This is a genomic window from Streptomyces sp. NPDC003016 (assembly GCF_053591455.1).
This window is the reverse complement of the sequence record NZ_JBSFTV010000049.1, coordinates 23,407-47,604: the sequence shown is the minus strand read 5'-3', so window position 1 is coordinate 47,604 and position 24,198 is coordinate 23,407. Positions and strand designations below refer to the sequence as shown.

General features: G+C 70.5%; 25 protein-coding genes. 17 read left to right on the top strand and 8 right to left on the bottom strand.

Annotated features, from left to right (window positions below):
* The 3 genes from ACWDZ4_RS30755 to ACWDZ4_RS30745 form a co-directional block, all read right to left on the bottom strand.
* Positions 1 to 96: S-adenosylmethionine synthetase N-terminal domain-containing protein (locus ACWDZ4_RS30755; protein ID WP_352332740.1), on the bottom strand; the 96-nt coding region annotated here is incomplete at its 3' end.
* 137 nt (positions 97 to 233) lie between these two features.
* The gene (locus ACWDZ4_RS30750; RefSeq protein ID WP_451511667.1) at positions 234 to 1,589 is read right to left on the bottom strand and encodes an MFS transporter; all 1,356 of its coding nucleotides are present in this window, start codon (positions 1,587 to 1,589) and stop codon (positions 234 to 236) included.
* Between the two features lie 74 nt (positions 1,590 to 1,663).
* Positions 1,664 to 2,488, bottom strand: coding sequence for an AfsR/SARP family transcriptional regulator (locus ACWDZ4_RS30745; RefSeq protein ID WP_451511666.1), 825 nt, complete (start codon positions 2,486 to 2,488; stop codon positions 1,664 to 1,666).
* A gap of 345 nt (positions 2,489 to 2,833) precedes the next feature.
* On the opposite strand from ACWDZ4_RS30745, the gene ACWDZ4_RS30740 reads away from it, so the two are divergent.
* The 11 genes from ACWDZ4_RS30740 to ACWDZ4_RS30690 all read left to right on the top strand — a co-directional run bounded on the left by ACWDZ4_RS30740 (position 2,834) and on the right by ACWDZ4_RS30690 (position 14,221).
* A complete protein-coding gene (locus ACWDZ4_RS30740; RefSeq protein ID WP_451511665.1) occupies positions 2,834 to 3,514 on the top strand; it encodes an HAD family hydrolase in 681 nt (226 codons plus the stop codon).
* 47 nt (positions 3,515 to 3,561) lie between these two features.
* A complete protein-coding gene (locus tag ACWDZ4_RS30735; RefSeq protein WP_451511664.1) occupies positions 3,562 to 4,788 on the top strand; it encodes a transaldolase family protein in 1,227 nt (408 codons plus the stop codon).
* 61 nt (positions 4,789 to 4,849) lie between these two features.
* Positions 4,850 to 5,602, top strand: a complete 753-nt coding sequence (locus ACWDZ4_RS30730; protein WP_451511663.1) for a sulfotransferase-like domain-containing protein — start codon at positions 4,850 to 4,852, stop codon at positions 5,600 to 5,602.
* Positions 5,599 to 6,330 (top strand): SDR family NAD(P)-dependent oxidoreductase, encoded by a 732-nt coding sequence (locus tag ACWDZ4_RS30725; protein WP_451511662.1) that lies wholly within the window; start codon positions 5,599 to 5,601, stop codon positions 6,328 to 6,330. Before ACWDZ4_RS30730 ends, ACWDZ4_RS30725 begins: the two co-directional genes overlap by 4 nt.
* Before the next feature lie 102 nt (positions 6,331 to 6,432).
* Positions 6,433 to 7,581 (top strand): hypothetical protein, encoded by a 1,149-nt coding sequence (locus ACWDZ4_RS30720; RefSeq protein WP_451511661.1) that lies wholly within the window; start codon positions 6,433 to 6,435, stop codon positions 7,579 to 7,581.
* A 131-nt stretch (positions 7,582 to 7,712) separates the two neighbouring features.
* A complete protein-coding gene (locus ACWDZ4_RS30715; protein WP_451511660.1) occupies positions 7,713 to 8,570 on the top strand; it encodes a class I SAM-dependent methyltransferase in 858 nt (285 codons plus the stop codon).
* Positions 8,571 to 8,630: 60 nt separating this feature from the next.
* Positions 8,631 to 10,007, top strand: coding sequence for an MFS transporter (locus tag ACWDZ4_RS30710; RefSeq protein WP_451511659.1), 1,377 nt, complete (start codon positions 8,631 to 8,633; stop codon positions 10,005 to 10,007).
* A 52-nt stretch (positions 10,008 to 10,059) separates the two neighbouring features.
* Positions 10,060 to 10,620, top strand: coding sequence for an adenylyl-sulfate kinase (cysC, locus tag ACWDZ4_RS30705; protein ID WP_451511658.1), 561 nt, complete (start codon positions 10,060 to 10,062; stop codon positions 10,618 to 10,620).
* Entirely contained in the window at positions 10,617 to 11,555 is a 939-nt protein-coding gene (cysD, locus tag ACWDZ4_RS30700) for a sulfate adenylyltransferase subunit CysD (protein WP_451511657.1), read from the top strand. The genes cysC and cysD overlap by 4 nt, the downstream gene beginning before the upstream one ends.
* A gap of 2 nt (positions 11,556 to 11,557) precedes the next feature.
* Entirely contained in the window at positions 11,558 to 12,814 is a 1,257-nt protein-coding gene (locus tag ACWDZ4_RS30695; RefSeq protein ID WP_451511656.1) for a sulfate adenylyltransferase subunit 1, read from the top strand.
* Positions 12,815 to 12,817: 3 nt separating this feature from the next.
* Complete coding sequence (locus ACWDZ4_RS30690; RefSeq protein ID WP_451511655.1) at positions 12,818 to 14,221, top strand: FAD/NAD(P)-binding protein; 1,404 nt, start codon at positions 12,818 to 12,820, stop codon at positions 14,219 to 14,221.
* 247 nt (positions 14,222 to 14,468) lie between these two features.
* Here ACWDZ4_RS30690 and ACWDZ4_RS30685 read toward each other — a convergent pair whose 3' ends face one another.
* Both ACWDZ4_RS30685 and ACWDZ4_RS30680 read right to left on the bottom strand, forming a co-directional pair.
* The gene (locus ACWDZ4_RS30685; protein WP_451511654.1) at positions 14,469 to 14,744 is read right to left on the bottom strand and encodes a hypothetical protein; all 276 of its coding nucleotides are present in this window, start codon (positions 14,742 to 14,744) and stop codon (positions 14,469 to 14,471) included.
* A gap of 94 nt (positions 14,745 to 14,838) precedes the next feature.
* Complete coding sequence (locus ACWDZ4_RS30680) at positions 14,839 to 15,084, bottom strand: hypothetical protein (protein ID WP_451511653.1); 246 nt, start codon at positions 15,082 to 15,084, stop codon at positions 14,839 to 14,841.
* 102 nt (positions 15,085 to 15,186) lie between these two features.
* Between ACWDZ4_RS30680 and ACWDZ4_RS30675 the strand changes: the two genes are divergently transcribed.
* Together ACWDZ4_RS30675 and ACWDZ4_RS30670 are read left to right on the top strand one after the other, a co-directional pair.
* Positions 15,187 to 15,312 carry a hypothetical protein gene (locus ACWDZ4_RS30675; RefSeq protein WP_451511652.1) on the top strand — a complete coding sequence of 42 codons (126 nt, stop codon included), beginning with the start codon at positions 15,187 to 15,189 and terminating at the stop codon, positions 15,310 to 15,312.
* A 635-nt stretch (positions 15,313 to 15,947) separates the two neighbouring features.
* A complete protein-coding gene (locus tag ACWDZ4_RS30670; RefSeq protein ID WP_451511651.1) occupies positions 15,948 to 16,319 on the top strand; it encodes a hypothetical protein in 372 nt (123 codons plus the stop codon).
* A 162-nt stretch (positions 16,320 to 16,481) separates the two neighbouring features.
* Here ACWDZ4_RS30670 and ACWDZ4_RS30665 read toward each other — a convergent pair whose 3' ends face one another.
* Positions 16,482 to 17,333: an alpha/beta fold hydrolase gene (locus ACWDZ4_RS30665; protein ID WP_451511650.1), complete on the bottom strand. Its 852-nt coding sequence runs from the start codon at positions 17,331 to 17,333 to the stop codon at positions 16,482 to 16,484.
* Between the two features lie 222 nt (positions 17,334 to 17,555).
* Here ACWDZ4_RS30665 and ACWDZ4_RS30660 point away from each other — a divergent pair, with 222 nt between their 5' ends.
* The 3 genes from ACWDZ4_RS30660 (at position 17,556) to ACWDZ4_RS30650 (ending at position 20,719) form a co-directional block, all read left to right on the top strand.
* Entirely contained in the window at positions 17,556 to 17,885 is a 330-nt protein-coding gene (locus ACWDZ4_RS30660) for a helix-turn-helix domain-containing protein (RefSeq protein WP_451511649.1), read from the top strand.
* Positions 17,886 to 18,049: 164 nt separating this feature from the next.
* Positions 18,050 to 20,164: a prolyl oligopeptidase family serine peptidase gene (locus ACWDZ4_RS30655; RefSeq protein WP_451511648.1), complete on the top strand. Its 2,115-nt coding sequence runs from the start codon at positions 18,050 to 18,052 to the stop codon at positions 20,162 to 20,164.
* A gap of 81 nt (positions 20,165 to 20,245) precedes the next feature.
* The gene (locus tag ACWDZ4_RS30650) at positions 20,246 to 20,719 is read left to right on the top strand and encodes a Rieske (2Fe-2S) protein (protein ID WP_451511647.1); all 474 of its coding nucleotides are present in this window, start codon (positions 20,246 to 20,248) and stop codon (positions 20,717 to 20,719) included.
* Positions 20,720 to 20,854: 135 nt separating this feature from the next.
* On the opposite strand, the gene ACWDZ4_RS30645 is transcribed toward ACWDZ4_RS30650, so the two are convergent.
* Entirely contained in the window at positions 20,855 to 21,763 is a 909-nt protein-coding gene (locus ACWDZ4_RS30645; RefSeq protein WP_451511646.1) for a LysR substrate-binding domain-containing protein, read from the bottom strand.
* A 74-nt stretch (positions 21,764 to 21,837) separates the two neighbouring features.
* Between ACWDZ4_RS30645 and ACWDZ4_RS30640 the strand changes: the two genes are divergently transcribed.
* Positions 21,838 to 22,851, top strand: a complete 1,014-nt coding sequence (locus tag ACWDZ4_RS30640; protein ID WP_451511645.1) for a DMT family transporter — start codon at positions 21,838 to 21,840, stop codon at positions 22,849 to 22,851.
* Here ACWDZ4_RS30640 and ACWDZ4_RS30635 read toward each other — a convergent pair.
* On the bottom strand, positions 22,842 to 24,176 hold the full coding sequence (locus ACWDZ4_RS30635) for an aminotransferase class I/II-fold pyridoxal phosphate-dependent enzyme (RefSeq protein ID WP_451511644.1): 1,335 nt from the start codon (positions 24,174 to 24,176) through the stop codon (positions 22,842 to 22,844). The two genes, ACWDZ4_RS30640 and ACWDZ4_RS30635, sit on opposite strands and share 10 nt — an antisense overlap.
* Positions 24,177 to 24,198: the final 22 nt, after the last annotated feature.

The following is a 24,198-nucleotide window of genomic DNA, read 5'->3' as shown; positions in this document are numbered from 1 at the left end:
CAGGAGCGCGTCGAGGATCGTGTCGCTGATCTGGTCAGCGATCTTGTCGGGGTGGCCCTCGGTCACGGACTCCGAGGTGAACAGACGGCGGGACATGAGACTCCTGATCGGACGGGGTTCGGAATTCGGGGCGGTTGATTTCGGGGGTGGGATTCACCGGGCAGGCCCGGTGGCGGCAGTCGGCCCTGGCACGGACGCGGCGCGGGCCGTGGCGCGGGCTCCGCCCAGAGCTTCTACGGGCGGCTCGCCTCTGCCAGTTCCAGGCCGCCGGTTTCCGGTGCCCAGGCGGCCGACACCAGCGCGCCCAGCACGGAGACGGCGCAGCCGAACAGCATCACCGCGCCGACGCCCCAGGTCTGGAGCACCAGCGGGACGAGGAAGGTGCCGACGGCCGCTCCGATCCGGCTGACCGCGGCGGCGAATCCGATTCCGGTGGCCCGGATCTCCGTGGGGAACACTTCGCTGGGATAGACGGCCTGCAGGACGCTCGACCCCGCGTGGAAGAGGGCGAAGAGGCCGAAGCAGAGTGCGACGACCCCCGGGTGCGCCTGGGGCCACAGCCCGAGGACGAGGAGGGCAGCGGCCGTGACGCAGAACGGCCAGATGAGGAGGGCCCGGCGCCCCACCTTGTTGATGATGACCATGCCGGTCACGCAGCCCAGCAGCAGGAAGGTGTTGAGCAGCAGCTCGCCGAGGTTGTCACCCAGGTCGCCCAGCAGGCCCAGCACTTGGGGCGCGAAGGTGGAAATGGCGAAGAACGGCGTCACTTGGCAGAGCCAGAACAGGCTGGTGAACAGGGTGCGGCGGAGGTAGGCCGGGGAGAACAGGGTGACGTGGTGGGTGCGCACCGGGGTGTCGTCGACGGCGGCCCGTTCCAGACCGCGGCCGAGCCAGCGTCGGCTGATCGCCTCCGCCTCCGCGATCCGCCCCTTGCTCGCCAGCCAGCTCGGGGACTCCGGGGTGCCCAGCCGGGCGAGCAGCACCACGAGGGAGGGGAGCGCGCTGCTGGCGAGTATCCACCGCCATGCGGACGTGTCGTCGGTGAACGAGGCCATCGCGAGGCCGAGGCCGGTGGCCAGGGTGTAGCCGACATACCAGAAAACGATGAGGGAGGACAGCAGTCGTCCTCGTCGCGCGGGCGGTGCGAACTCGGCGACCAGCGCGCCGGCGATGGCGTAGTCGGCGCCCACCGCCGCGCCCATGATTAGTCGTACGACGAGCAGTTGGGCGGGGTCCTGGACCACGAGTTGCAGCAGGGAGCCGAGAAGGAAGACCAGCAGGTCGATGAGGTACATCGTCTGGCGGCCCACCTTGTCGGTGAGCCATCCGAAGACCAGCCCGCCGAAGAACAAGCCGATCAGCGACGCCGAGCCGATCAGTCCGGCCCACACCGTGGTGAGGTGGAGGTCGTCGCGCGCCAGCGGCAGCGCCGCTCCCACGACGCCGAGCACCCACCCGTCGCAGACCTCGCCGCCGCCCGCGCAGACCGCGATGCGGGTCTCGAACCGCCGGACCCGCCTGTCCTCCTCCTTGGTGGGTCCGGCGCCGGACCCACGGCCCGGCGCCGAGTGCACATCCACGGCTGACACGTACGTTCTCCTCCGTCGAAGTGCCGCGGCCGCCAGAGGGCCGAGGTGAGGATGCATCCCGGTGCGGATTCCGGTTATCGGCTCGCCATGAGGTCCATCGAGAGGACCGACCTGTCCTGGGTCACCACATCGAGTTCGGTGCTCTCGGTCAGCACGGCCGTCTGCAACTGCCTGATGCGGTGGGAGGGCTCGATGCCGAGTTCTTCCTTGAGGGTCTTGTGGAGCCGGTGGTAGGCCCGGAGTGATTCGGCGGTACGGCCCGACCGGTACAGGGCGACCATGTACTGGGCGTGGAGGTTCTCGTGCACCGGGTACCGGGAAACGAGCGTACTCAATTCCGAGAGCAGTCGGTGGTGCATGCCGAGCCGCAATTCTGCTTCTATGCATTGTTCCAGCACGGTCATGCGGAGATCGTCCATGCCGGTCGCGTAGGCCCGGATGCACGGCCCCTGCTGAATGCCCAGCAGGGTTTTACCGCGCCACAGCCCGAGCGCGGAACGGAGCACCGCGGAAACTCCGACGTCGTCCTTGCCCGATTGGGCGCGGCGGAATTCCGCCAAGTACGTTTCGAGTACGTCCAGGTCCAGCGAGCCTTTTTCGACCTGTAGCGAGTAGCCCTGGTGGTGTGTTTCCAGAATGCGCTTGCTCGCGTCCGTCGTCCGGCCGGACAGGTCGCCGGCCAGTGCCTGCCGGATCTGGAAGACCCGGGTGTGCACGCTCTGCACGGCACTGCGCGGCGAGGATTCGCCCCACAGTTCCTGGACACAGGTGTCGAGCGTGACCAGGGAGTTCGCATGGAGCAGCAGGAGGGCCAACAGCTGACGCGTCTTGGGTGCGGTCGGGAGCAGGGAACCGTTTCCGTCGGTCAGGGACAGCGGGCCGAGAACTGCGAACTTCATTGAACTCCCTCTCGCCAGGATGTCTGATCAAAGAATCCAACGGCCAAGATGATCGGTGGGGACAGCGGGGCGATGCTCGTGTACCGAGTAATCGCCATGCGCCCCGCAATGAAGCTAGCCGTGCGGTGGCGACCGGTCCAGGAAGGGCCGCACACTCTGTCACACGCGTCCGAATTGGACCCTTATGGTCATAGTTTCGGATGCGTCGGTATCGAGCGGTGAGCGAATCGTAAGAACGGCTTGCTTGACTGGAGAGGTCCCACCGCCGGAAGGTCCCGAAATCCTGCATCGGTACCCGTACGCAGAACGTCGGCACCGGCACGCACGAAGATGAAAGGAATCCTCATGACGAAGGGCCTGGTCATATTTGACTGCGACGGAGTCCTGGTCGACAGCGAAATACTGAGTGCGCGGGTCATGCGGGAAATGGCCGCCCACGAGGGGCTCGGCCTCTCTGCGGAGCAGGCACTCGCATTCATCCGCGGCCGGAAGGTCGCCGAATGGGTGGGGCAGCTGGAGACGCTGCTGGGCAGGGCGCTGCCGGCTCGCTTCGTCCCGGAGTTCCGAGACGGGTGTGCGGAGCTGTTCACCACCGAACTGCGGCCGGTCCCCCAGGTGCGGCAGGTCGTGGAGGGGCTCGGGCAGCCCTTCTGCACGGCATCCAGCGCACCGCGCGAAAAGATCCTCAAAACCCTTGGCCTGACAGGGCTGTTGCCCCACTTCCAGGACCGCATCTACAGCGCCTACGAAGTCGGTGTGTGGAAGCCGGACCCCGGCCTCTTCCTGCACGTGGCGGCCGATCTCGGAGTGCTCCCCGAGCACTGCACGGTGGTCGAGGACAGCCTCGTCGGCGTCCGGGCGGGCGTATCGGCCGGCATGTCGGTGTTCGGGTACGCGCCGCCGCAGAACAGAACGGCGGCGGACCTCGCCGCCGAAGGGGCGGTGACCTTCGGCTCGATGAAGGAACTCCCCTCGCTGCTGGAGGAGTGGGCCGCCGGGGTCCCGGCCGCCCGCGCCCTCCGGTGATCACTGCCCAGTCCTCCTGAGAGACCGAGTCGAAAGGCACGATCCCCATGCCGAGCGTTCTTCACGAGCTGCAGCAGGCCGGCAAGTCGGCGGAGATCTGGTGGGACTCCTCCCCCCTGGACTTCCCGCGCTGGCGTCAGCGGCAGTTGGACACCGCCCCCGACAAGGAGACGAGGAACCGGTGGCAGGAGCAGCTGGACCGGTTCCTGTGTCCTTCGACGCCCGACCAGTCCCTGGTACGCGGTATCACGACCAACCCCTCCCTGGTCGCGCAGAGCGTCCTGGCCTCCCCCAAGAGCTGGCGCGACGACATCCAGGAGCTCATCCGCTACCAGTTGAGCCCCGGCGTGGAAAGCACCTTCTCGCTCGTCTACGAGGAGGCCCTGCGCCGGGCGGCCCGCGAGATGCTGCCGATGTGGCACGCCACCGACGGCAAGTTCGGCTGGGTGTCGGGCCAGCTCGACCCCCGCCACATGCTCGACGCCGACCTCATGCTGGAACAGGCCCTGCGCATCGCCCGGGTGTCACCGAACCTGATGGTGAAGGTCCCGGGAACCAAACAGGGTTACCAGGTGATCCGCCAGCTGGTGGCCCGCGGCATCTCCGTCAACTCCACCCTCTCCTACACCGTCCCCCAGTTCACCGCCTGCGCCCGGGCCGTGGAGGCGGGGCTCGCGGAGGCGCACGCCCAGGGCATCGACACCGGCCGCTGGCGTGCCGTCTTCACCCACATGATCGGCCGTTTCGGCGCCAACAGGGACCTGCGGTACGAAGCGGCCATCCGTGACATCGAGCTCACCGCGACCGACCTGCGCTGGGCCGAGGTCGCCGTCCTCAAGCGCATCCACCGGCTCATCCAGGACAACGGCCACCCCCTCAAGCCACTGCTGTCCAGCCTGGAGGTCGACGAACCCCGCCAGGACGGCGGCACGCTGAGCATGCATCTGGAGCAGAGCGCCGGGGGCGCGGTCGCGTACACCTGCAAGCCGCAGTTCGTCGCGGACGTCATGCGCCGCGAGAGTGAGCTGCCGGTCTTTGACCCCGGGGCCATCGGCCAGGAAGTGCCGGCCGACGTCCTGGAGAAGCTGATGTGGCTCCCGTCGTTCCACCGGGCGTACGACCCGGAGGGCATGCACCCCGATGAGTTCGCCCACTACGGGTCGTTCGTGTCGACGTACGCCGAAGTCATGTCGAACACCCGGAAGCTGATCGACTTCGTCGCGCACCAGTTCCAGACCGTCACTTCCTCCGCGCGGCCCCTGCTGCTGGTCTGAGCCATCCGGCTCAGGGGCTTCCCGCGGGCGGGATCCCCCTACCCCTCAACAAGGAGGTGTCATGCACAAGTCCATCGCGCTCTGGAGCCATCCCAGGTCGATGTCGACCGCGCTGGAGCGCTCGTTCATCGAGCGGCGCGACTTCAAGGTCTTCCACGAAGCCTTCGCGTACGTGTTCTTCATGTACGAGGAGCGGGCTGCCATCCCGCACAAGCACCCGGATCCGGAGCACCCGCTCACCTATCCGGAGATCAAGGCGATGATGGAGGCCGCGCGGCTCGAAGGCCCGGTCTTCCACAAGGACTTCCCCTACCACTGTCTCGACCACCTGCTGGACGACCCCGGCTATCTGCTGAGTCAGACGAACACCTTCCTCATCCGCGACCCCGAGGAAGCCGTCCTCTCGCACGCCACGGTGCACCCCGACCTCACCCGCGAGGTGCTCGGCTACGAGCAGCTGGCCAAGACGTTCGACCTCGTGCGCGAACTGACCGGCAGCACACCGGTGGTCATCAACGCCGCGGACCTCGCCGCCCGCCCCGAGGCCACCGTCGCCGCCTACTGCTCCGCGGTCGGGATCCCCTTCCTTCCCGAGGCCCTGCGGTGGAACACCGGCGAGCAGCCGCAATGGGCCACCTGGAGCGGCTGGCACACGGACGTGGCCGCCAGCAGCAGCTTCAGCAGGCCGCAGCGCTCCTACCGCTTCAACTACGAGAGCCGGCCCGAACTGCGCGAGTTCGAGCGCCACTGCCGTCCCTTCTACGAACACCTGGACCAGTACCGGCTGCAGCCGGCCGAGGAGGCAACCGTATGAGCGTCAACACTGTCATCGTCACCGGCGGGGCCAGCGGCGTCGGCCGGGCCCTGGTGGGCCGCCTGCTGGACGCGGGCAAGACCGTCATCACCTGCGACATCGACGAGCCGGGACTGAAGTCGCTGGCCGACGAACACCGCGGCCGCACCCTGGAGACGCACGTCGCCGACGTCGCCTCGCACGAGGACTGCGACGCCTTCATGGACGGGGTCGTCGCCGCGCACCCCGAGGTGGACGGTCTGGTCAACAACGCCGGCCTCTACCTCGGACAGCCCGTCTGGGAGTACGACGACGCCACCATCGAGCGCGTCATCGCTGTGAACGTCAAGGGCCCGGTGTGGCTCTCCCGCCGGTTCGCGGACCACCTGCTGCCGGCCAAGCGGCGCGGCGCCATCGTCAACCTCGCCTCGGTCGCGGGCGAGGTCGGCAGCTCCGACGCGCTCTACGGCACGGTCAAGGCCGGTGTCATCGGCCTCACCAAGTCCAACGCCATGAACTTCGCCCCGTACATCCGGGTCAACGTCGTCTCCCCCGGTCTGATCGTCAACACCGCGATCGCCGACCGGATACCCGACTACCGCTACGCCGAGTACAAGCGCCAGGAACAGCTGGACGGCGACATCCTGCCCGAGTACGTGGCCGACGTGTGCGCCTACCTGCTCAGCGACGAGTCCCGGACCCTGACCGGCGCCCTGCTACGCGCCGACAACGGCTCCTACCCGCGCTGACCGCGGCCCGCGCCGGTCCGGCCCCGGGGCCCGCGCCTCGCTGCGCGCACGCGGCCCCTCTCCCCCACGGCTCTCCTTCTCCGCACGTCATGGAGGCACCTCTTGACTCCCTCGACCGACGGCTTCGACAAGCCCCTCATCATGCTGCTGGGCATGGGCGACCTGAGCGCCAGGGTACTCAACATGCTCCTCAGCGACCCGGCGACCAACCGGGTCGTGCTGGCCGGGCGGGACGCCGAGGCCATCCGCAGGCGCGGCAACCTGGCCCTGTTCACCGCCACCAACCTCGGCCTGCACGGCACGGTCGACACCGTCCACGTCGATCTGCGTGACGTCGACGCGACGGCCGACACCCTCGCCAGGGTCCGCCCCGACATCATCTTCATGGGCGGTTCGCTCCAGTCCTGGCGGGTCATCACCGCATTGCCCAAGGCGGTCTTCGAGGATCTCGACGAGGCACAGTTCGGGCCGTGGCTGCCGATGCACCTGACGCTCAACCAGCTGTTGATGCGGGCGGTGAGGGACTCGGGCATCGACACCAAGGTGGTGAACGCCGCGTTCCCCGACGCGGTCGGCCCGATCCTCGACAAGGTGGGCCTGGCCCCCACGATCGGCGTGGGCAACGTCGCCAACATCGTTCCCGCGCTCACCCTGGGCGCCGCGCACCTGCTGGACGCGCACCCCTCGCAGGTCGAACTCCGGCTCACCGCACAGCACTACTTCAGTCACTACGTGCCGCGCTTCGGCGACGCGGGAAAGGGCGCGTACCACCTCGCGGCGACGGTGCAGGGCCGGCCCGGAACCGCGGAGCTGGACCACGGCGTGCTCTTCGCGCAGCTCGACGACCGGCTGAAGCGGATCGGTGGCATCGACGGCCAGTTGCTGACCGCCTCCTCCGCCGTACGGGTGCTCAGCGGCATGGCGACCGACAGCGGAGTGCTCGCGCACGCCCCCGCCCCGGACGGCCTGCCGGGCGGTTACCCGGTCCGGATCCACCGTGACGGCGGCGCGCTCGACCTCCCCGAGGAGCTGGGCCGCGACGAGGCGATCCGGATCAACGAGGAGTGCCAGCGCGCCGACGGCATCGACCGCATCGACGACGACGGGACGGTGCACTTCGCCGAACCGGAGATGGCCGTCATGAAGCGACTGCTCGGCTACGAGTGCCAGAGCATGAAGCTCGGCGACGTCGGCGAATGGGCCGACGAACTCGGCCAGAAATACGCGGCGTTCGCGGCGAAGTACCGCTGAACCCGCGCGGCAGGGAGAGCCCCCGTCCCCGACCGCCCCCGCGTGCACGCCCGCCCTCCGTCCGCCGCGGCCCCCGACGCGCTCGCGGGGCCGCGCGGACCCCAACCGTCCAAGAGAGCCGGAGGACCACCATGACCACGCCCGCAGCCCGGGTCAGCAGCACGATCCCCGCCACGCAGGGCGCGCACGGCGCTCACAGTGCAGCAGGCGCACCCGGCCCACACGCATCGGTCGGCCCGCAGAACACCACCCCCGACGACTTCGAGGGCCAGTACATCCCCACTCTCGTGGACGTCTGGGACGAGCTGATCGACTGGGAGCGGCGTAGGGCGAGCGAGCAGGACTTCTTCGCCGAGATCCTGAACGGCGCCGAGGCCCGACGGGTACTGGACGTCGCCACCGGCACCGGCTACCACTCGGTCACCCTCGCCCAGCAGGGTTTCGACGTCACCGCGGCCGACGGCAGCGCCCAGATGATCGAGCGCACCCGGCACAACGCCGAGCGGCACGGGCAGTCCTTCAAAGTCCTCCAGGCCGACTGGCGCAGCCTGCGCCGGCACCTCGACGGCCGTTTCGACGCGATCCTCTGTCTGGGCAGTTCGTTCCCCCACCTCTTCCAGGAGGCCGACCGCCGGGCCGTGCTCGCGGAGTTCTACGAAGCGCTGAACCCGGGCGGCATCCTCATCGTCGACCACCGGAACTTCGACGCGATCCGCCGCCACCGGTACCGGAGCACCGGGAACTACTACTACTGCGGCACCGGGGCGACCGTGACCGTGGCGCACGTCGACGAGGAACTGTGCCGTTTCCAGTACGAATTCGAGGACGGTGGCACACACCACCTGGAGGTCTACCCCATTCTCTCGGCGGAGCTCTCGTCCCTGCTCATGGACTCCGGATTCGACACCATCCAGACCTTCGGCGACTTCCAGGAGAAATTCGACATCACCGAGGTGGATTTCGTCATCCACGTGGCCCGGAAGCCGTGAATCGTGAAGCGCCCGATCTGAGCCGACCGAAATGAAACAGCCAGAAAGGCCACAACGGCAATGAGTACCAAGCAGACCAACGGCAAGCGATCCCATACGATGGCTGGATTCGCCACCACCGTGCTGCTGACCAGCTTCGTGGCGGCGACCTACGGCTTCGGCTTCTACCTCTTCGCGCAACTCGTCACCGACATGCGCAAGGACCTCGGATTCGACTACACGGTGGTCGGGACCATCACTGCGGCAGGGCAACTCGGCTTCCTGCTGTTCGCCCTCCTGGGCACCTGGCTGTCGACCCGCATCGGCGGCGGCCAGGTGGTGGTCGGCTCGGTCGCGCTGTGCGGTCTGTGCCTGGTGCTGCTGCCGGTGACGAACAGCATCGTCCTGATCGCTGTCCTGCTGACGATCATGGGCGGTACGGCGGCCTCCGTGTACGTGCCGCTGGTCGAGATCGTGGGCCGGGTCATCGACTACCGGCACCGCGGCAAGGTGCTGGGGCTCGTGTCCAGCGGCACCAGCTACGGAGTCTTCGTGAACAGCCTCCTCGTGCCCGGCTTCGTCCGGGACGACAACTGGCGCGGCCTGTGGTTCTCAGTGGGCTTCGGCACTCTGATGGTGACCGCGGTGGCCGCCTTCACCTTCCACCGGCTCGGGCTGTTCCGCAGCGAGGAGGCCGTGGCCGCCGGGGCGGACCGCGGCCCGCAGGACGACACCGGTGCGCCCGGGCCCGACGGCGCGGCCGAGGACGGGCGCACCCCGCAGGCGGCCGAACCCGTCAAGGACAACAGCGCCCGCGCCGGCTGGCGCATGGTGCTGGTGCGCTGGGTGGTGATCGTCTGGACGATCAAGTTCCTCAACGGCTTCGCCTGCATGCCGTTCCAGAACTACCTCTCGCCGTATCTGCGTGAGGGCCTGGGGTTCGACATCGATTTCGCTGCCCAGGTCTGGGGCACCATCGGCGTCATCGGAATGTTCGCCGGATTCGCCGTCGGCTGGCTTTCCGACCGGATCGGCGTACGCGCCTCACTGGTGATGTGCTACACACTGTTCTTCATTTCCTCCATGCTGCTGGTCCTCGCCCCGGTGGGATTCATCCCGATGGTCTCCGGCGTTCTCTTCGCGCTCGCGTTCTACCCGATCTACGGGCTGGTTCCCGCCTACGTGTCGAAGTCGGCATCGGGCGCGGCGGCCACTGTCATCTTCGGCGTCACCAATGTGACGCAGGGAGTCGGCGGAATCGTCGGGAACTACACCGCCGGATTCCTCAAGAACGTCACCGGCGATTTCATGTGGTACTACGTCGTGGTCGCGGTGGTCGCAGTCATTCTCGGGTTCCTCACCCTTCAACTGCCCCGCGAGGGATCGGCGGAGAGCGCCATCGGAAAGAAGCCGGCAATCCCGAAATCGCACAAGCAGGCCGCGCCCTCCCTCGGTTGAGAAACACCCGTACGCAACCGCGCTCGACGCGACCACAATCGGAAGGGAACCGATGGAACAGCAAGCGATCTGCACCTGCCGGCCGGGCGCCACGGTATGGCTGACCGGGCTGCCCAGCGCGGGCAAGACCACCCTCGCACACGAACTCGCCGGACGGCTGCGCGGCGAAGGCCGTCGCGTGGAGGTGCTGGACGGGGACGAGATCCGCTCGTTCCTCTCTGCCGAGCTCGGCTTCAGCCGCGAGGACCGGCACGCCAACGTGCAGCGCATCGGCCTGGTGGCAGAAGTGCTGGCACGCAACGGCATCACCACCCTGGTACCTGTGATCGCCCCGTACGCCGACAGCCGCGAAGCGGTCCGCAAGCGGCACCAGAGCAGTGACACGCCCTACCTGGAGGTGCATGTGGCGGCGCCGGTCGAAGTGTGTTCCGTACGCGATGTGAAGGGCCTGTACGCCAAGCAGGCCGCCGGAAAGATATCGGGGCTCACCGGGGTCGACGACCCCTACGAGGCCCCCACCGCCCCGGACCTGCGCATCGAGTCGCACACGCAGTCCGTCGAGCAGTCCGCGGCGGCGCTGCACGCGCTGCTCACTGGAAGGGGTCTGGCATGACGATCACTGCCACTACTGTGAGCGAAGGCTTCGACAGCCCCTTCGCCCTCAGCCACTTGGATTCGCTGGAGTCCGAGGCCGTGCACATTTTCCGCGAGGTGGCGGGCGAGTTCGAGCGGCCGGTGATCCTCTTCTCCGGCGGCAAGGACTCGATCGTCATGCTGCACCTGGCGCTCAAGGCGTTCGCGCCCGCGCCGGTCCCCTTCTCGCTGCTGCACGTGGACACCGGGCACAACTTCCCCGAGGTCCTGGACTACCGCGACCGGGCCGTCGCGCAGCACGGACTGCGGCTGCACGTCGCGTCCGTCCAGGACTACATCGACCGCGGAGTGCTGCGTGAGCGTCCCGACGGCACCCGCAATCCCCTCCAGACGCTGCCGCTGACGGAGAGGATCCAGGCTGAGCAGTTCGACGCGGTCTTCGGCGGGGGCCGCCGCGACGAGGAGAAGGCCCGTGCAAAGGAGCGCGTATTCTCCCTGCGGGACGAGTTCTCGCAGTGGGACCCGCGCCGCCAGCGCCCCGAGCTGTGGCAGCTGTACAACGGCCGGCACGCACCCGGCGAGCACGTCCGGGTCTTCCCGCTCTCCAACTGGACCGAGCTGGACGTCTGGCAGTACATCGCCCGCGAGAAGATCGAACTCCCCGGGATCTACTACGCGCACGAGCGCGAGGTCTTCGCCCGGGGCGGCATGTGGCTGACCGCCGGCGACTGGGGCGGCCCCAAGGACACCGAAACCGTCGAAACACGGCTGATCCGCTACCGCACCGTCGGCGACATGTCCTGCACCGGCGCCGTCGACTCCGACGCCACGACCCTGGAAGCCGTCATCACGGAGATCGCCGCGTCCCGGCTCACCGAGCGGGGCGCGACCCGGGCCGACGACAAGATGTCCGAAGCCGCGATGGAAGACCGCAAGCGCGAAGGGTACTTCTAAAGATGACCATCGACACGTTGCGTTTCGCCACCGCAGGATCCGTCGACGACGGCAAGTCCACCCTCGTCGGCCGCCTCCTGCACGACTCGAAGTCGGTACTGACCGACCAGCTGGAGGCCGTCGAAAACGCATCGCGTAACCGGGGTCAGCAGACGCCGGACCTGGCGCTGCTGACGGACGGACTGCGCGCCGAGCGCGAGCAGGGCATCACCATCGACGTCGCCTATCGCTACTTCGCCACCACCCGCCGCCGGTTCATCCTGGCCGACACCCCCGGGCACGTGCAGTACACCCGGAACATGGTGACCGGCGCCTCGACCGCCGAACTGGCGGTCGTCCTGGTCGACGCCCGCAACGGCGTCGTCGAGCAGACCCGCCGCCACGCCGCCATCGCCGCCCTGCTGCGCGTCCCGCACGTGGTGCTCGCCGTCAACAAGATGGACCTGGTCGACTACGCGGAACCCGTTTTTGCGGAGATCGCCGAGGAATTCACCGCGTACGCAAGCGAACTGGGCATTCCCGAGATCACCGCGATCCCGATCTCGGCGCTCGCCGGGGACAACGTGGTCGAGCCGTCCTCGCACATGGACTGGTACGGCGGCCCCACCGTCCTGGAACACCTGGAAACCGTCCCCGCCGCACACGAGCTCACCGCGGCCCAAGCGCGTTTCCCGGTCCAGTACGTGATCCGCCCGCAGTCCGCCGAGCACCCGGACTACCGGGGGTACGCCGGGCAGATCGCGGCCGGGACGTTCCGGGTCGGCGAACAGGTCACCGTGCTCCCCTCGGGCCGCACCAGCACCATCGAGGCGATCGACGCGCTCGGCGAGGCCGTGGACATCGCGTGGGCGCCGCAGTCGGTGACCGTGCAGCTCCGCGACGGGATCGACGTCTCGCGCGGCGACCTGATCGCGCCCAGCACGTCGGCGCCCGCCACCTCGCAGGACGTCACTGCTGTCGTGTGCCACGTCGCCGACCGGCCGCTAGCCGCGGGCCAGCGGGTGCTGCTCAAGCACACCACCCGTACGGTCATGGCCGTCGTCAAGGAGATCCCGTCCCGGCTCACCCTGGACGACCTCTCCCAGCACCCGGCCCCCGGACAGCTCGTCGCCAACGACATCGGGCGGGTGGTCGTACGGACGGCGGAGCCGCTGGCCCTCGACGACTACGCCGACTCGCGGCGTACCGGGTCGTTCCTGCTGATCGACCCCGCCGACGGCACCACGCTCGCGGCCGGCATGGCCGACGGCATCCGGTGAGTCATGGCTGAGGGAACGTTCCACATCGTGGTCGTCGGCGCGGGTGCGGCGGGAACACTGGTGTCGGCCCGGTTGCTGGACACGGCGGTACGGAACGGGCGTCAGGTGTGGATCGACCTAGTCGACCCCGCGCCCCGGTCGGGGCCGGGAGTGGCGTACGCCACCACCGACCCGCGGCACCTGCTGAACGTCCCGGCCGGGCGGATGAGCGCTCTGCCCGAAGACGGGGACGACTTCGTGCACTGGCTCTCCCACTGGGGGGGCCGGCGAGTGGATCCCGGCGAGTACGTCGCGCGCGGCACGTACGGCACGTATCTGACGGACATGCTGCGCAGGTCGGTCCAGGCCGCCGGCGTCCTCGCGTCCCTCCGCAGGCGGCACGCCCGCGTGGTCGCCGTCGACCGGCCGGCCCCCGGCGCCCCGGGCGTGCGGCTGCGCCTGGACGAGGGAGGGGTGCTCGACGCGGACGCGGTGGTCCTCGCGCTGGGCAACATCGCGCCGAGCGACGGCTGGGTTCCCGAGGGACTCCGGCGGTCGCCCTGCTTCGTGGGCGACCCCTGGCAGCCGGGAGCGCTCGACGGCATTCCCGCCGACCACGACGTACTGCTGGTGGGGACCGGACTGACGATGTGCGACGTCGCCCGCACTCTGAGCGCTCCGGGGCGCACGGTGCACGCCGTGTCCCGGAACGGACTGGTGCCGCTCCCCCACGCGACGGCCACCCCCACCGGCGCGCCGATGCCCCGCCCGGGTCTGCTGCCTGCCCCGCGCGACCTGGCACGGCTGCGCAGGGAGGTCCTGCACCGGGCGGCTCAGTACCGGCGGCAGCACGGGGACTGGCGGCCGGCGATTGATGAACTGCGCCCGCACGTACCGGAGATGTGGCAGCGGCTCTCCTTCGCCGACCGCGAGCACTTCCTGAGCGGGATGCTCCGCGAGTGGGAAGTGAGCCGACACCGGCTGGCACCCGCGACGAACCGGGCCCTGACGCAATCGCTGCGGTCCGGACTGCTGACGGTGCGCGCGGCCCGAGTCGTCACGGCGCAGCCGGCCGATGGCGGACGCACCGTCACCGTGCGGCTGTCCGACGGCCGCTCGGTGACCGTCGGCGCTGTGGTGAACTGCGCGGGCACCGAGAGCAGGACCGGCGAACTGGCCGACCCTCTCGTCCGTCGCCTGCTGGAAACGGGGACGGCGGTGCCGGGGCCGCACGGGCTGGGCTTCGACACCACCGCCGAGGGCAGGCTCGTCCCGGCGGGCGGAGGCACTGCGGCCCCCGTGTGGACCCTCGGTCAGCTGCGGCGCGGAACCCTGTGGGAGACGACGGCGATTGCGGAGATCCGTGCCCAGTCCGTGGAGCTGGCCGGCCGGATACTGGGCCCGGCCCACGCCGCCCTGCCTCTCTGACGGCCCGCTCCACGGAGAAGGCCCGGGAAGGGGGCCGGGAGAGGGGAGGCGCTTCAGGTATTGCTGTGCACGCCCGGGCGGCAGGGCTCGGCGCCGGTCTCCGCAGGTCGGGTCCTGCGGCCGCGCATCAGCACGTACAGGAGCGCTGCGGCGAACTGGAGGCAGGCGATGGCCAGCAGCAGGTACGGGGCGCCCAGCGCGGCGGCTGCCCCGGTGAGCGCAGAGCCACAGGCCGCCGCGGATATCTTCAGTCCCGCTCCGATCGTGAAGACCTGCGGCAGTACGGCGGGGGCGCGTAACCAGCCCGGATGCGCAGGGTGGCGCCGAGCAGCGGCCCGTCGCACAGACCGGCGAGCGCGAACAGGGCAACGCGCACGGGGAGGGAGGGTACGAGCGCGGAGGCAGCCAACACGGCACTTGTGCCCAGCAGAGCGTAGAGCACGAGTCGTTGCCCGGTGGCGAATGGCTGCCACCGGACCAGGGCCAGTGAGCCGACGAGCCCGCCCCAGGCGAAGGCGGTCATCAGACAGCCGCCGCCGAAGTGGTTTCCGCGCCTCCGGCCGCGGCGGTACCGCCCGTGGCCCCCGCGGCCGGGTCGCCCACCAGGAGCACCGCCGTTAGGGGGAGCCCCCGATGCCGCCGAAGGCGATCACGGTCGCCGCGGTGATCGCCCGCAGCTCGGCGACCCGCCAGACCGCCGCCAGCCCGGACTCCCGGTCCGCCACCAGCGAGGGCCCGTCTGCGGGCCGGGTGGTCGTCGGCGGGTACGGCAGGGCGGCCACCAAGAGGGCGGCTAGAGCGGCTCCGCTGCCCAGCAGCACCGCGGCCGCAACGGGTGTCGCCGCCTCCGCGACCAGGGTCACCGCCGCCGCCCCGGTGACGGCTGCCGCGTTGAGGTCGCCGCGTCCAGGGCATACTCACGCTGTCGTGCCGCCCCTCGGGGCAGCAGCCCGGAGAGCCCGCCGGTGACGATCGGCCCACAGCTGCCGCCGGCCAGGGCCACCGCGAGGGTCACTGCGAAGGGCGCCCGGCCGACCGTCGACGCGAGCACGACGATCGACGCCGCGAAGACCCCGAGCGCCCCCGAGTAAAAGAGCCGCGGATGCCGCACCCGGCCGGCCAGGCTTCCGGTAAGCGGGGGCGGTCAGCACGTGCGGCGTCATCCACGCGGTGAGGAGGTAGGCCCCTTCGGCCGCGCTGCCGGTGCGGTGGATCGCGGGCAGCGCCAGGGCGATCGGCATGCCCTCGTCCGCGAAGCGGGCCAGATACGCGGTGCCCAGGTGGACCGGCACGCCGAAGCGTCGGCGCACGCCCCGACCGAACAGCCGATACCTCCGCTCTGCATCCTTCGGCAACTCCGCAACCCGACACGGCACTTGGCGGCCCGTCCGACAGTGATCCATTCCTACCGCCGCGGCGCGCGGTCCACCCCGGTGCACGCTCAGAACCTCCATTCGCCGCAGACCGGGATCATCCAACGCCGTGCTCCACCCAGGAAAGACCTCCAGGGATCATCCTTGAGTCGACAATGGCGTCTCCCGCACGGTGGACCGGCCCCCTGCAGGCGATTGATGCCAGCGGACGGCAAGGGCCGCGATCTTCGAGTTGCGTCACGGACCGTGTTTGACGAATCGAAGGAATACCGATGCCAAGCCTCTGTCCCGAGCCACCTGCGCACGGGCACCGGCGTGCAACCCGCAATGCAGGCCGCGCCCCCGTTTCCGGAGTGCCCCGCTGGGCGCGGGTCGCCGCGCACGCGGTGCCCTTCGCCATCCTGCCCTCGGGGCTGTGGCGCATGGGAGTGATGCCGGCCGTCCCCGGCTTCGGCTCAGCCGAGGCGCGCCACGGCACCGGGCTCGACCTGTATCTGATTTTCCTCTTCGCGGTCTCCGAGGCTCTCGGCCTGCTCACCCTGGCGCTGGTCCAGCGCTGGGGCGAGGTGGTGCCGCGCTGGATACCGCTGCTGGGCGGACGCCGCATCCCCCCGCTCGGTGTGGTGTTCCCGGCCGCACTGGGTGCACTCGCGTCCATGGGGACCGTGTACTACTTCTTCCTTTCCCTCCTCCTCAAGGGATTTCCCCGGGCACACGACCACTGAAGAGATGATCTTGACGGCCTGTTACCTGCCCTCGCTCGCCTGGGGGCCGATTCTGGGATTGGTAACGCACGCCTACTACCGCCGACGCACGAACGGACAGAGCCAGGACCCGCACACCTCCTCGCCATGAGCCCCTCCTTGCTGTGCTGTGACCAGGAAGGTTCACCGGGTTGGTGGGCGTTGGCGTGGGTTCTGGAGGAAGGCGATGAGAGCGGCTGTGAGCTCGGCGGGCGCGTCTTCTTGGACGAGATGGCCCGCACCGGCGATTGGTTCAAGGCGCGCGCCCGGGATGCGGGCGGCGAGCTCCCGTCCTTTCGCCACGGGAATCCAGGTGTCGTCCTGGCCCCAGCACACCAGCGTTGGGATGCCGATCTCGCCGTACCGGTCCTGCACCTCGTCGGTGTAGAGCTGGTCGGCCTGGGCGATCTGCCGGTAGAAGGCCACCTGGCCGGGGTCGCCGAGCCAGGGTCGGACGAGCCGGTCGAGGACTGCCGGGTGCAGGCCGGAACTGCTGGCCGAAGTTACGTACTCGCGCACCAGGGCGCGGTGCAGAGTGGGCGGCAGTTGCTCGAAGACTTCGGAGTGCTCACCGACAAGCCGGAAGAACGGCGACCCCCACGGCGCCAGCGCGACCGGGTCGACTAGAACGAGCGCGCGATAGCGGGCGCCGTGCAGCAGATGCGCCCGCAAGGAGACGGCACCGCCGAAATCGTGGGCGACCACCAGGGGTTCTTCCAGGCCCCAGTGCGCCAGAAGCTCAGTGAAGACCCTGCCCTGGGCGGCAAGGGAGACATCCTGGCCGACGGACATCTCCGATGCCCCGTAACCGGGCATGTCCCACACGAACACCTGGTGACGGCGGGCGAGTGAGCGGGCGACAGCGCGCCAGACATACGAGGAGAAGGGTGTCCCGTGCAGGAGTACGACCGGATCCTGGCCGGGTTGTCCGAGGCTGCCCCAGCGGACGTCGCCCGACGTGCTGCGGAATGTCTCGGCCAGCTGCCATTCACTCACGGGTGCTGTTCCTCTCGGTTGTGCTTCCGGCCCAAGCGGGATGATCAAACTGGGGTCGGTTTGACGGCGTGGTCACGGGCCGGTAAGGCCGTGCCCGACAGCAATTTCACTTTGTGCCTGCTCACGCGGCGGTGGACGTGAGCGGTCCTCAGAAGATTCAACCGGGCAGAGCAAGAGTCGATCAGCATCATCTCGCGGTAGATCGGCAAGCCGCCCGGTTCGGTGTTCACCGTGCTCAAGCATCACGGAGGAATCGCTCCCGGATCCCGCAAGGTGCGCGCCGGGAGTTTGACCACGGGCGAGCGGGAGGAGAACTCGCGTGGGCTTAGTTCCGGGGAGTCCTGCCGGACTCTTGCCGACCGTTTGGGGCGGGCGGTGTCGACGATCAGCTGTGAGGTGGACAACAGCGGACGGAAGGACGACGGCGTGAGCACATCGGACGAGGCCGCCGCGACAGACCGGGGACGCCCAGGGCCGCGTGTCTTGGCGCTGCACGCGTCCCCGCCGCGGCAGCGGCGACGAGGACACGCTGGAGCGAGCCCTCGTCAGTAATGCGAAGCAACCCTGCTCCGGCCCGCCGACAGACGCCCGTCCCGCCTACGCCTGCGTCGACCCACCAAGATCCGGACCATACGCGGGCCGAAGCCTGCCGACTCCCGGATCGCCGCCCGGCCGCGGAGTTCTCGATCACATACCCGCGTGCCTAGGGTGCCCGGATGAACGCCCAGGGTTTTCCTCGCCAGTTCGCCCGTACGCGCCGCTTCTCGCTCGGCGTCCCCCGTCGTTTCACCGTCTCGCCCGACGGCGGGCGCGTGCTCTTCGTACGGTCGGACGCGGGTGACGACCCGGTCAGCCGGCTGTGGCTGTACGAGGACGGGAGCGAGCGGGTGCTGGCCGGGCCCCGGGGCGCCGGCGACGTTCCCGAGGCGGAGCGGGTCCGCAGGGAGCGGGCCCGTGAAACGTCCCGGGGCGTGGTGGCGTACGCGACCGACCGCGAGGTCCGCGTGGTGGCGTACGCCCCGGGGGGCGAGCTCTGGACCGTACGGACGGACGCGGAGGGAGCCGCCCCGCGCCGCATCCCGACGGCGGGCCCGGCTGTCGACCCGCGGCCCTCCCCGGACGGAACGCTCGTCGCGTACGTCACCGGGGGCGCCCTGCGCGTCGTGCGCACCGACGGCACCGAGGACCGGCTGCTGGCCGCTCCCGAGAACGCCGACGTGACGTACGGACTCGCGGACCACGTGGCGGCGGAGTCGCTCGGCCGGACGCGCGGCCACTGGTGGTCACCGGACAGCGACGCGCTGCTCGTCGCGCGCGTGGACACGTCGATGGTGCAGCGGTGGCACACCGCTGATCCCGCGCATCCCGGGAACGCACCGCGGGCGTTCCCGTATCCGGCGGCGGGAACGGCCAATGCCGAAACTACGATGCACGTCGTACGAGTGGACGGCGCACGTGTCGCGGTACGGACACCTGCCGCCGCCGACCCGGAGCACCACGTGCAAGGCCGGTGGACGGACCCGGCCTTCGAGTACGTCGTCACGGCGGGGTGGGACGCCGCCGGCCCGTTCGTGAACGTACAGACGAGGGACCAGCGCACGGCGTACCTGATGGGCATCGACCCGGCGACCGGTGAGACCTCACTGCTGCACATGCAGCGTGACGGGGCATGGCTGGAGTTCGTCCCCGGCGCCCCGACGCGCACGGCCGCCGGCTCCCCCGTCCTGGCGTTCGTGCCTCCCGGAGGTGACGTCCGGGGCCTGAGGGTGGCCGGGCACGGTGCGGTCACGCCGCCCGGACTGAACGTGCGTGAAGTGCTGTGCACCCTCGGCGAACGGGTCCTCTTCACCGCGAGCGACGAGCCGACGGAGGTCCACGTCTGGTCGTACGGACCGGACTCGGGTTCCGTCCGGCTGAGCGAGGGGCCCGGCGTCCACACGGCCGCCGCCGGGGGCGGCACGGTCGTACTCGACAGCATGACGCCCGAGGGGCACACGGTGACCGTCCTGCGCGACGGCAAGCCCGCCGGACGCATCGCCGTACGCGCCGAGGAGCCGCTGGTCACGCCCCGGCCGGTCCGTCTCTCGCTCGGCGAGCGGGAGTTGCGCAGCCTGCTCTTCCTCCCGTCGTGGCACGAACCGGGATCGGGCGGCCTGCCCGTCCTGCTGAGCCCGTACGGCGGCCCCGGGGTGCAGCTGGCCGTCAGGGCCCGCGCGTGGTGGACGGCCGTGGGCCAGTGGTGGGCCGAGCAGGGGTTCGCCGTGCTGATGACGGACGGGCGCGGTACGCCGGGGCGCGGCGTCGCGTGGGAGAAGAGCATCCACGGCGATCAGCTGACACCCGTACTGGAGGACCAGGTCGACGCGTTGCACGCGGCGGCCGGGCACTGCGCCGACCTCGACCTGGGGCGGGTGGGGATCCGGGGCTGGTCCTTCGGCGGCTATCTGGCGGCGGGCGCCGTACTGCACCGCCCCGACGTCTTCCACGCGGCCGTCGCGGGCGCGGCCCCCACCGATCTGCGGCTCTACGACACCCACTGGAAGGAGCGCTACCTCGGCCACCCCGGCGTCCTGCCCGAGAACTACGAACGCTGCTCACTGGTCGAGCACGCCGGCAAGCTGACGCGGCCGCTGATGCTGGTCCACGGCATGGCGGACGACAACGTGCTGCCGGCCCACATGCTGCGCTTCTCGGCGGCGCTGCTCGCCGCCGGGCGGCCGCACACCGTCCTGCCGCTGCCCGGGTCGGGCCACCTCGTCACCGAGGAGGGCGTCGCGGACAGACTGCTGCTGCTGGAACTCGACTTCCTGAAGAAGTCGCTCGGGTGCTGAACAGCGCGGTCCGCTGCCCCGTACCACCCCGTACAACCGCGTCCGACAACGCGCGGCCAGTCGTCGAAGGGGAGTGCCGGCATGACGAGGTCTCAGGAGGCAGTGCGGCCGATCGGCCGCCGTACGGTCGTCGTCGCGGTGGGCGCCGCCGGAGCCGCAGCGGCGCTGACGGCGTGCGGCGGCTCCGGCGGCGACGGCCCGGCCGGCACCGCGGTCGGGGAACCGGTGCGCGGTACGGGCGGCAGTGGCGCGGGCGCCGGCGACGCGGGAGCCGTACTCGCGAGGACCACCGACATCCCGGTGGGCGGCGGCAAGGTCTTCGCCGACCAGGGGCTGGTCGTCACGCAGCCCACCGCGGGGCAGTTCAAGGCGTTCTCGTCGAAGTGCACCCATCAGGGCTGCGCGGTCAAGGACGTCTCGAACGGAACGATCAACTGCCCCTGCCACAACAGCACGTTCGACGCTTCGGACGGCAGTGTGAAGGGCGGACCGGCGAAGCAGCCGCTGCCCGCCGCCGCCCTCAAGGTCGAGGGCGACGCGATCACCCTCGCCTGACCCGGACGGACGACGGACCGCAAACGGCGGGCGGCGGGCGGCGCAGCCGCGGAAGGCGAACAACGGACGACGCGGCCGCGGAAGGACGCCCGGCCGACCGTGGCCGTCGGCAGCGACCGGCCCGGACCGGTCACGTCACTGCTCCACCACCCCCGCGCCCGCCGTGACCAGTGCATCGACCGCCGCACGGAGGGAAGGCCGCCGGTCGGCGTCGGCGCGCCAGACGGCGTACACGTGCCGCCGCATCGGGTGCCGCACCGGTACGACGCGCACCCGGTCCGGCACGGGCCCGCGCCCCAGCCGGGGCGCCACGCACACCCCGAGCCCCTCGGCGATCAGCGCGAGCTGGGTGGCGTGCTCCTCCGCGACATGCGCGATCCGGGGTTCGACACCCTTGCCGCGCAGCGTGAACATCAGCCACTCGTGGCAGAACTCGCCCTCCGCCCAGGTGACCCAGTCGTCGTCGGCGAACTCCTCCAGGTCCACCGCGGCCCGGCCGGCGAGGGGGTGGTCGACGTGCACGGCGACGTCGGCGGGATCGTGGAGCAGCTCCCGCTTCGCGAGTCCTTCGGGCATGGAGAGCGGCTTGTTGTACCAGTCGAGTACGACGGCCAGGTCGAAGTCGCCCCGCAGGACGGCGCGTACCGAATCGGCGGGCTCCATCTCCCGCATCCGCACCCGCAGGTGCGGATGTCCGGCGCGCAGCGCCGCGAGGGCCGACGGCAGCAGACCGCGGGCGGCCGTGGGGAAGGCGGCCACCGCGAGTTCACCGACGACGCGGCCCCGCTGTGCCTCGATGTCGGACTGGGCCAGTTCGACCTGGGAGAGGATGCGGGCGGCGTGATCGGCGAGCAGCCGTCCGGCGTCGGTGAGGCGCACGCCCCGGCCGTTCTTGGCGAGCAGGGGCTGACCGACCTCGCGTTCCAGCTTGGCCATCTGCTGGGAGACCGCGGAGGTCGTCACGTGCAGGCCCTCGGCCGCACCGCTGACCGAGCCGTGCCGGGCCAGGGCATCGAGCGTACGCAGGCGCTCCAGATTCAACATGTAAGCGATGCTAAGCGATAGGATTCATTAAATCTCGCTTGTTCTAAGAGGTTGAACGATCCAGAGTAAGCACCATGAGCCCCGTCTCCCCGCCCCGCGCCGCGCTGCCCACCACCCCCGACACCACCGCTACCGCCCCCGGCGGCCCTCCCGCGCCCGTCCGCCGCCCCGCGCTGGACTGGCGCATCCGTTTCGCGGTGCTCGCGCTCATCTGGGGCTTCAGCTTCCTGCTCATCAAGGTCGGCACGCAGGCGTACGCACCCTTCCAGGTCACTCTCGGCCGCCTGGTGTTCGGTACGGCCGTCCTCGCCGTCGCGATGGCCGTGAAGCGGGTGGGGCTGCCGCGCGGCGCCCGGACCTGGGGCCATCTCACCGTCGCCGCGTTCTTCCTCAACGCCCTGCCGTTCTCGCTCTTCGCCTACGCCGAGCTGACGATCCCCTCGACGCTCGCCGGCATCTGCAACGCCACCTCGCCGCTGTGGGGCATGGCGCTCTCGGTGGTCGCGTTCTCGGAGGACCGCCCGACCCGCCGCCGCGTCGCGGGACTCGGCCTCGGCTTCATCGGCGTACTGACCGTGCTCGGCGTCTGGCAGGGCTTCTCGGGACTGGACTTCGGCGGGACGGTGATGGCCCTGCTGGCCGCCCTCAGCTACCCGGTCGGCTGGATCTACCTGCGCCGCACCCTCGCGGGCAGCGGCGGCTCCGCCCTCTCCATGACCGGTGCGCAGCTTCTCCTCGGCACCGTCCAGCTGGCCGTGGTCACGCCGCTGTTCACCACCGTGCCCAGCTCGTTCCCGGTCGTTCCGCTGCTCGCGGTGGTAGCCCTCGGCGCCCTCGGGACCGGCCTCGCGATGCTCATCCAGTACGGTCTGGTCGCCGAGATCGGCCCGACGACCGCACAGATGGTCACGTACTTCGTCCCGGTGATCGCCACCGTCGCGGGCGTCACGCTGCTGGGCGAGCACCTCGGCTGGAACACTCCGGTCGGCGCCCTCGTCGTCCTCGCGGGCGCCGCGCTCACCCAGAGCCGGGCCCGGGGCGGCAGCCGGAACCGGAGCCGGTGCGGCAGCGCGGCACGTCAGGCGTAGTGCCTGGCCGCCGGCGAAGGTCCGGTCGCCGACGCGACGGCGTCGGCGACCGGACCGATGTCACGCGCCGTCATCGCCGAGACCGTCAGGCGTACGCCGGGCGGCGCGGACATCCGGAACCGCGCGCCCGGCGCGACCGCCCACCCCGAGTGCAGCAGCCGCGCCACCGCCCCCGTCTCGTCCGCCACCGGCACCCAGACGTTCAGGCCGCTGCGCCCGTACGCCTCGATCCCCCGCTCCGCCAGCGCCCGTACCAGCGCGTCCCGCCGCCCGGCGTACGCACGCGAGACGGTGCGGACGTCCACGGCGCCCGCCTCCCACAGGTCCACGACGGCACGCTGGAGCAGCCGGCTGACCCAGCCGGGGCCGAGCCGCTGACGCCCCGCCACCCGGTCCACCGTGACCGGGTCGCCGGTCGCCATCGCGAGCCGCAGGTCCGGCCCGTACGCCTTCGCGACGGACCGCACGAACGCCCAGTGGTCCGTCACGCCCGCGAGCGGATGCAGCGGCAGGTCGACGATGGCGTGCCCGTGGTCGTCCTCGATGAGCAGCACCCCGGGGTACGCCGCCAGGACCGCGCGCAGTTCCCCGGCGCGCGCGGCGCTCACCGCCGCACCGGTCGGATTCTGCGCCCGGTCGGTGACGACGAGCGCCCGGGCCCCGCTCCGGAGCGCCCGCTCGACCGCGCCGGGCAGCGGCCCGTCGTCGTCGAGCGCGACCGGTACGGCGCTCAGCCCGAGCGCGGGGACGAGGTCGAGCAGACCGCCCCACCCCGGGTCCTCGACCGCGACCACGTCCCCCGGCTTCAGATGCGCGGCCAGTACGCGCTCGATCGCGTCCAGCGCCCCCGAGGTGACGACGACCGGGCCCTCCGGCACCCCGTCCGCGTCGAACGCGGCCCGTGCGAGCCGCCCGAAGTCCGGGTCCACGGGCTCCTGTCCGTACAGTCCGGGCCGCTGCGCGCTGTGCCGCGCCGCGGCGGCGAACGCGTCGTGCAGCGGTGGCAGCAGCGCGGGATCGGGGTTCCCCTGGCTCAGGTCGCGCACGCCGGGCGGTACGTCGACCCTGATGGACTCGCGCGCCGTACTGGCCGGGCGGGGACGCACCCGGCTGCCGCGGCGACCGGACGTCTCGATCACCCCGCGCTCGCGCAGGGTGCGGTACGCGGCCGCGACCGTATTCGGATTGACCCCGAGGTCGCCCGCCAACTCCCTCATCGGCGGCAGCGGTTGGCCGGGCGCAAGCTCTCCGGCACCCACCGCGCGCTCCACGCTCGCGGCAATCTCCGATGCACGCCGCCCACTGATCCGATATTCTCCTAGCACAAAGTAGATTATGCACTAGTGC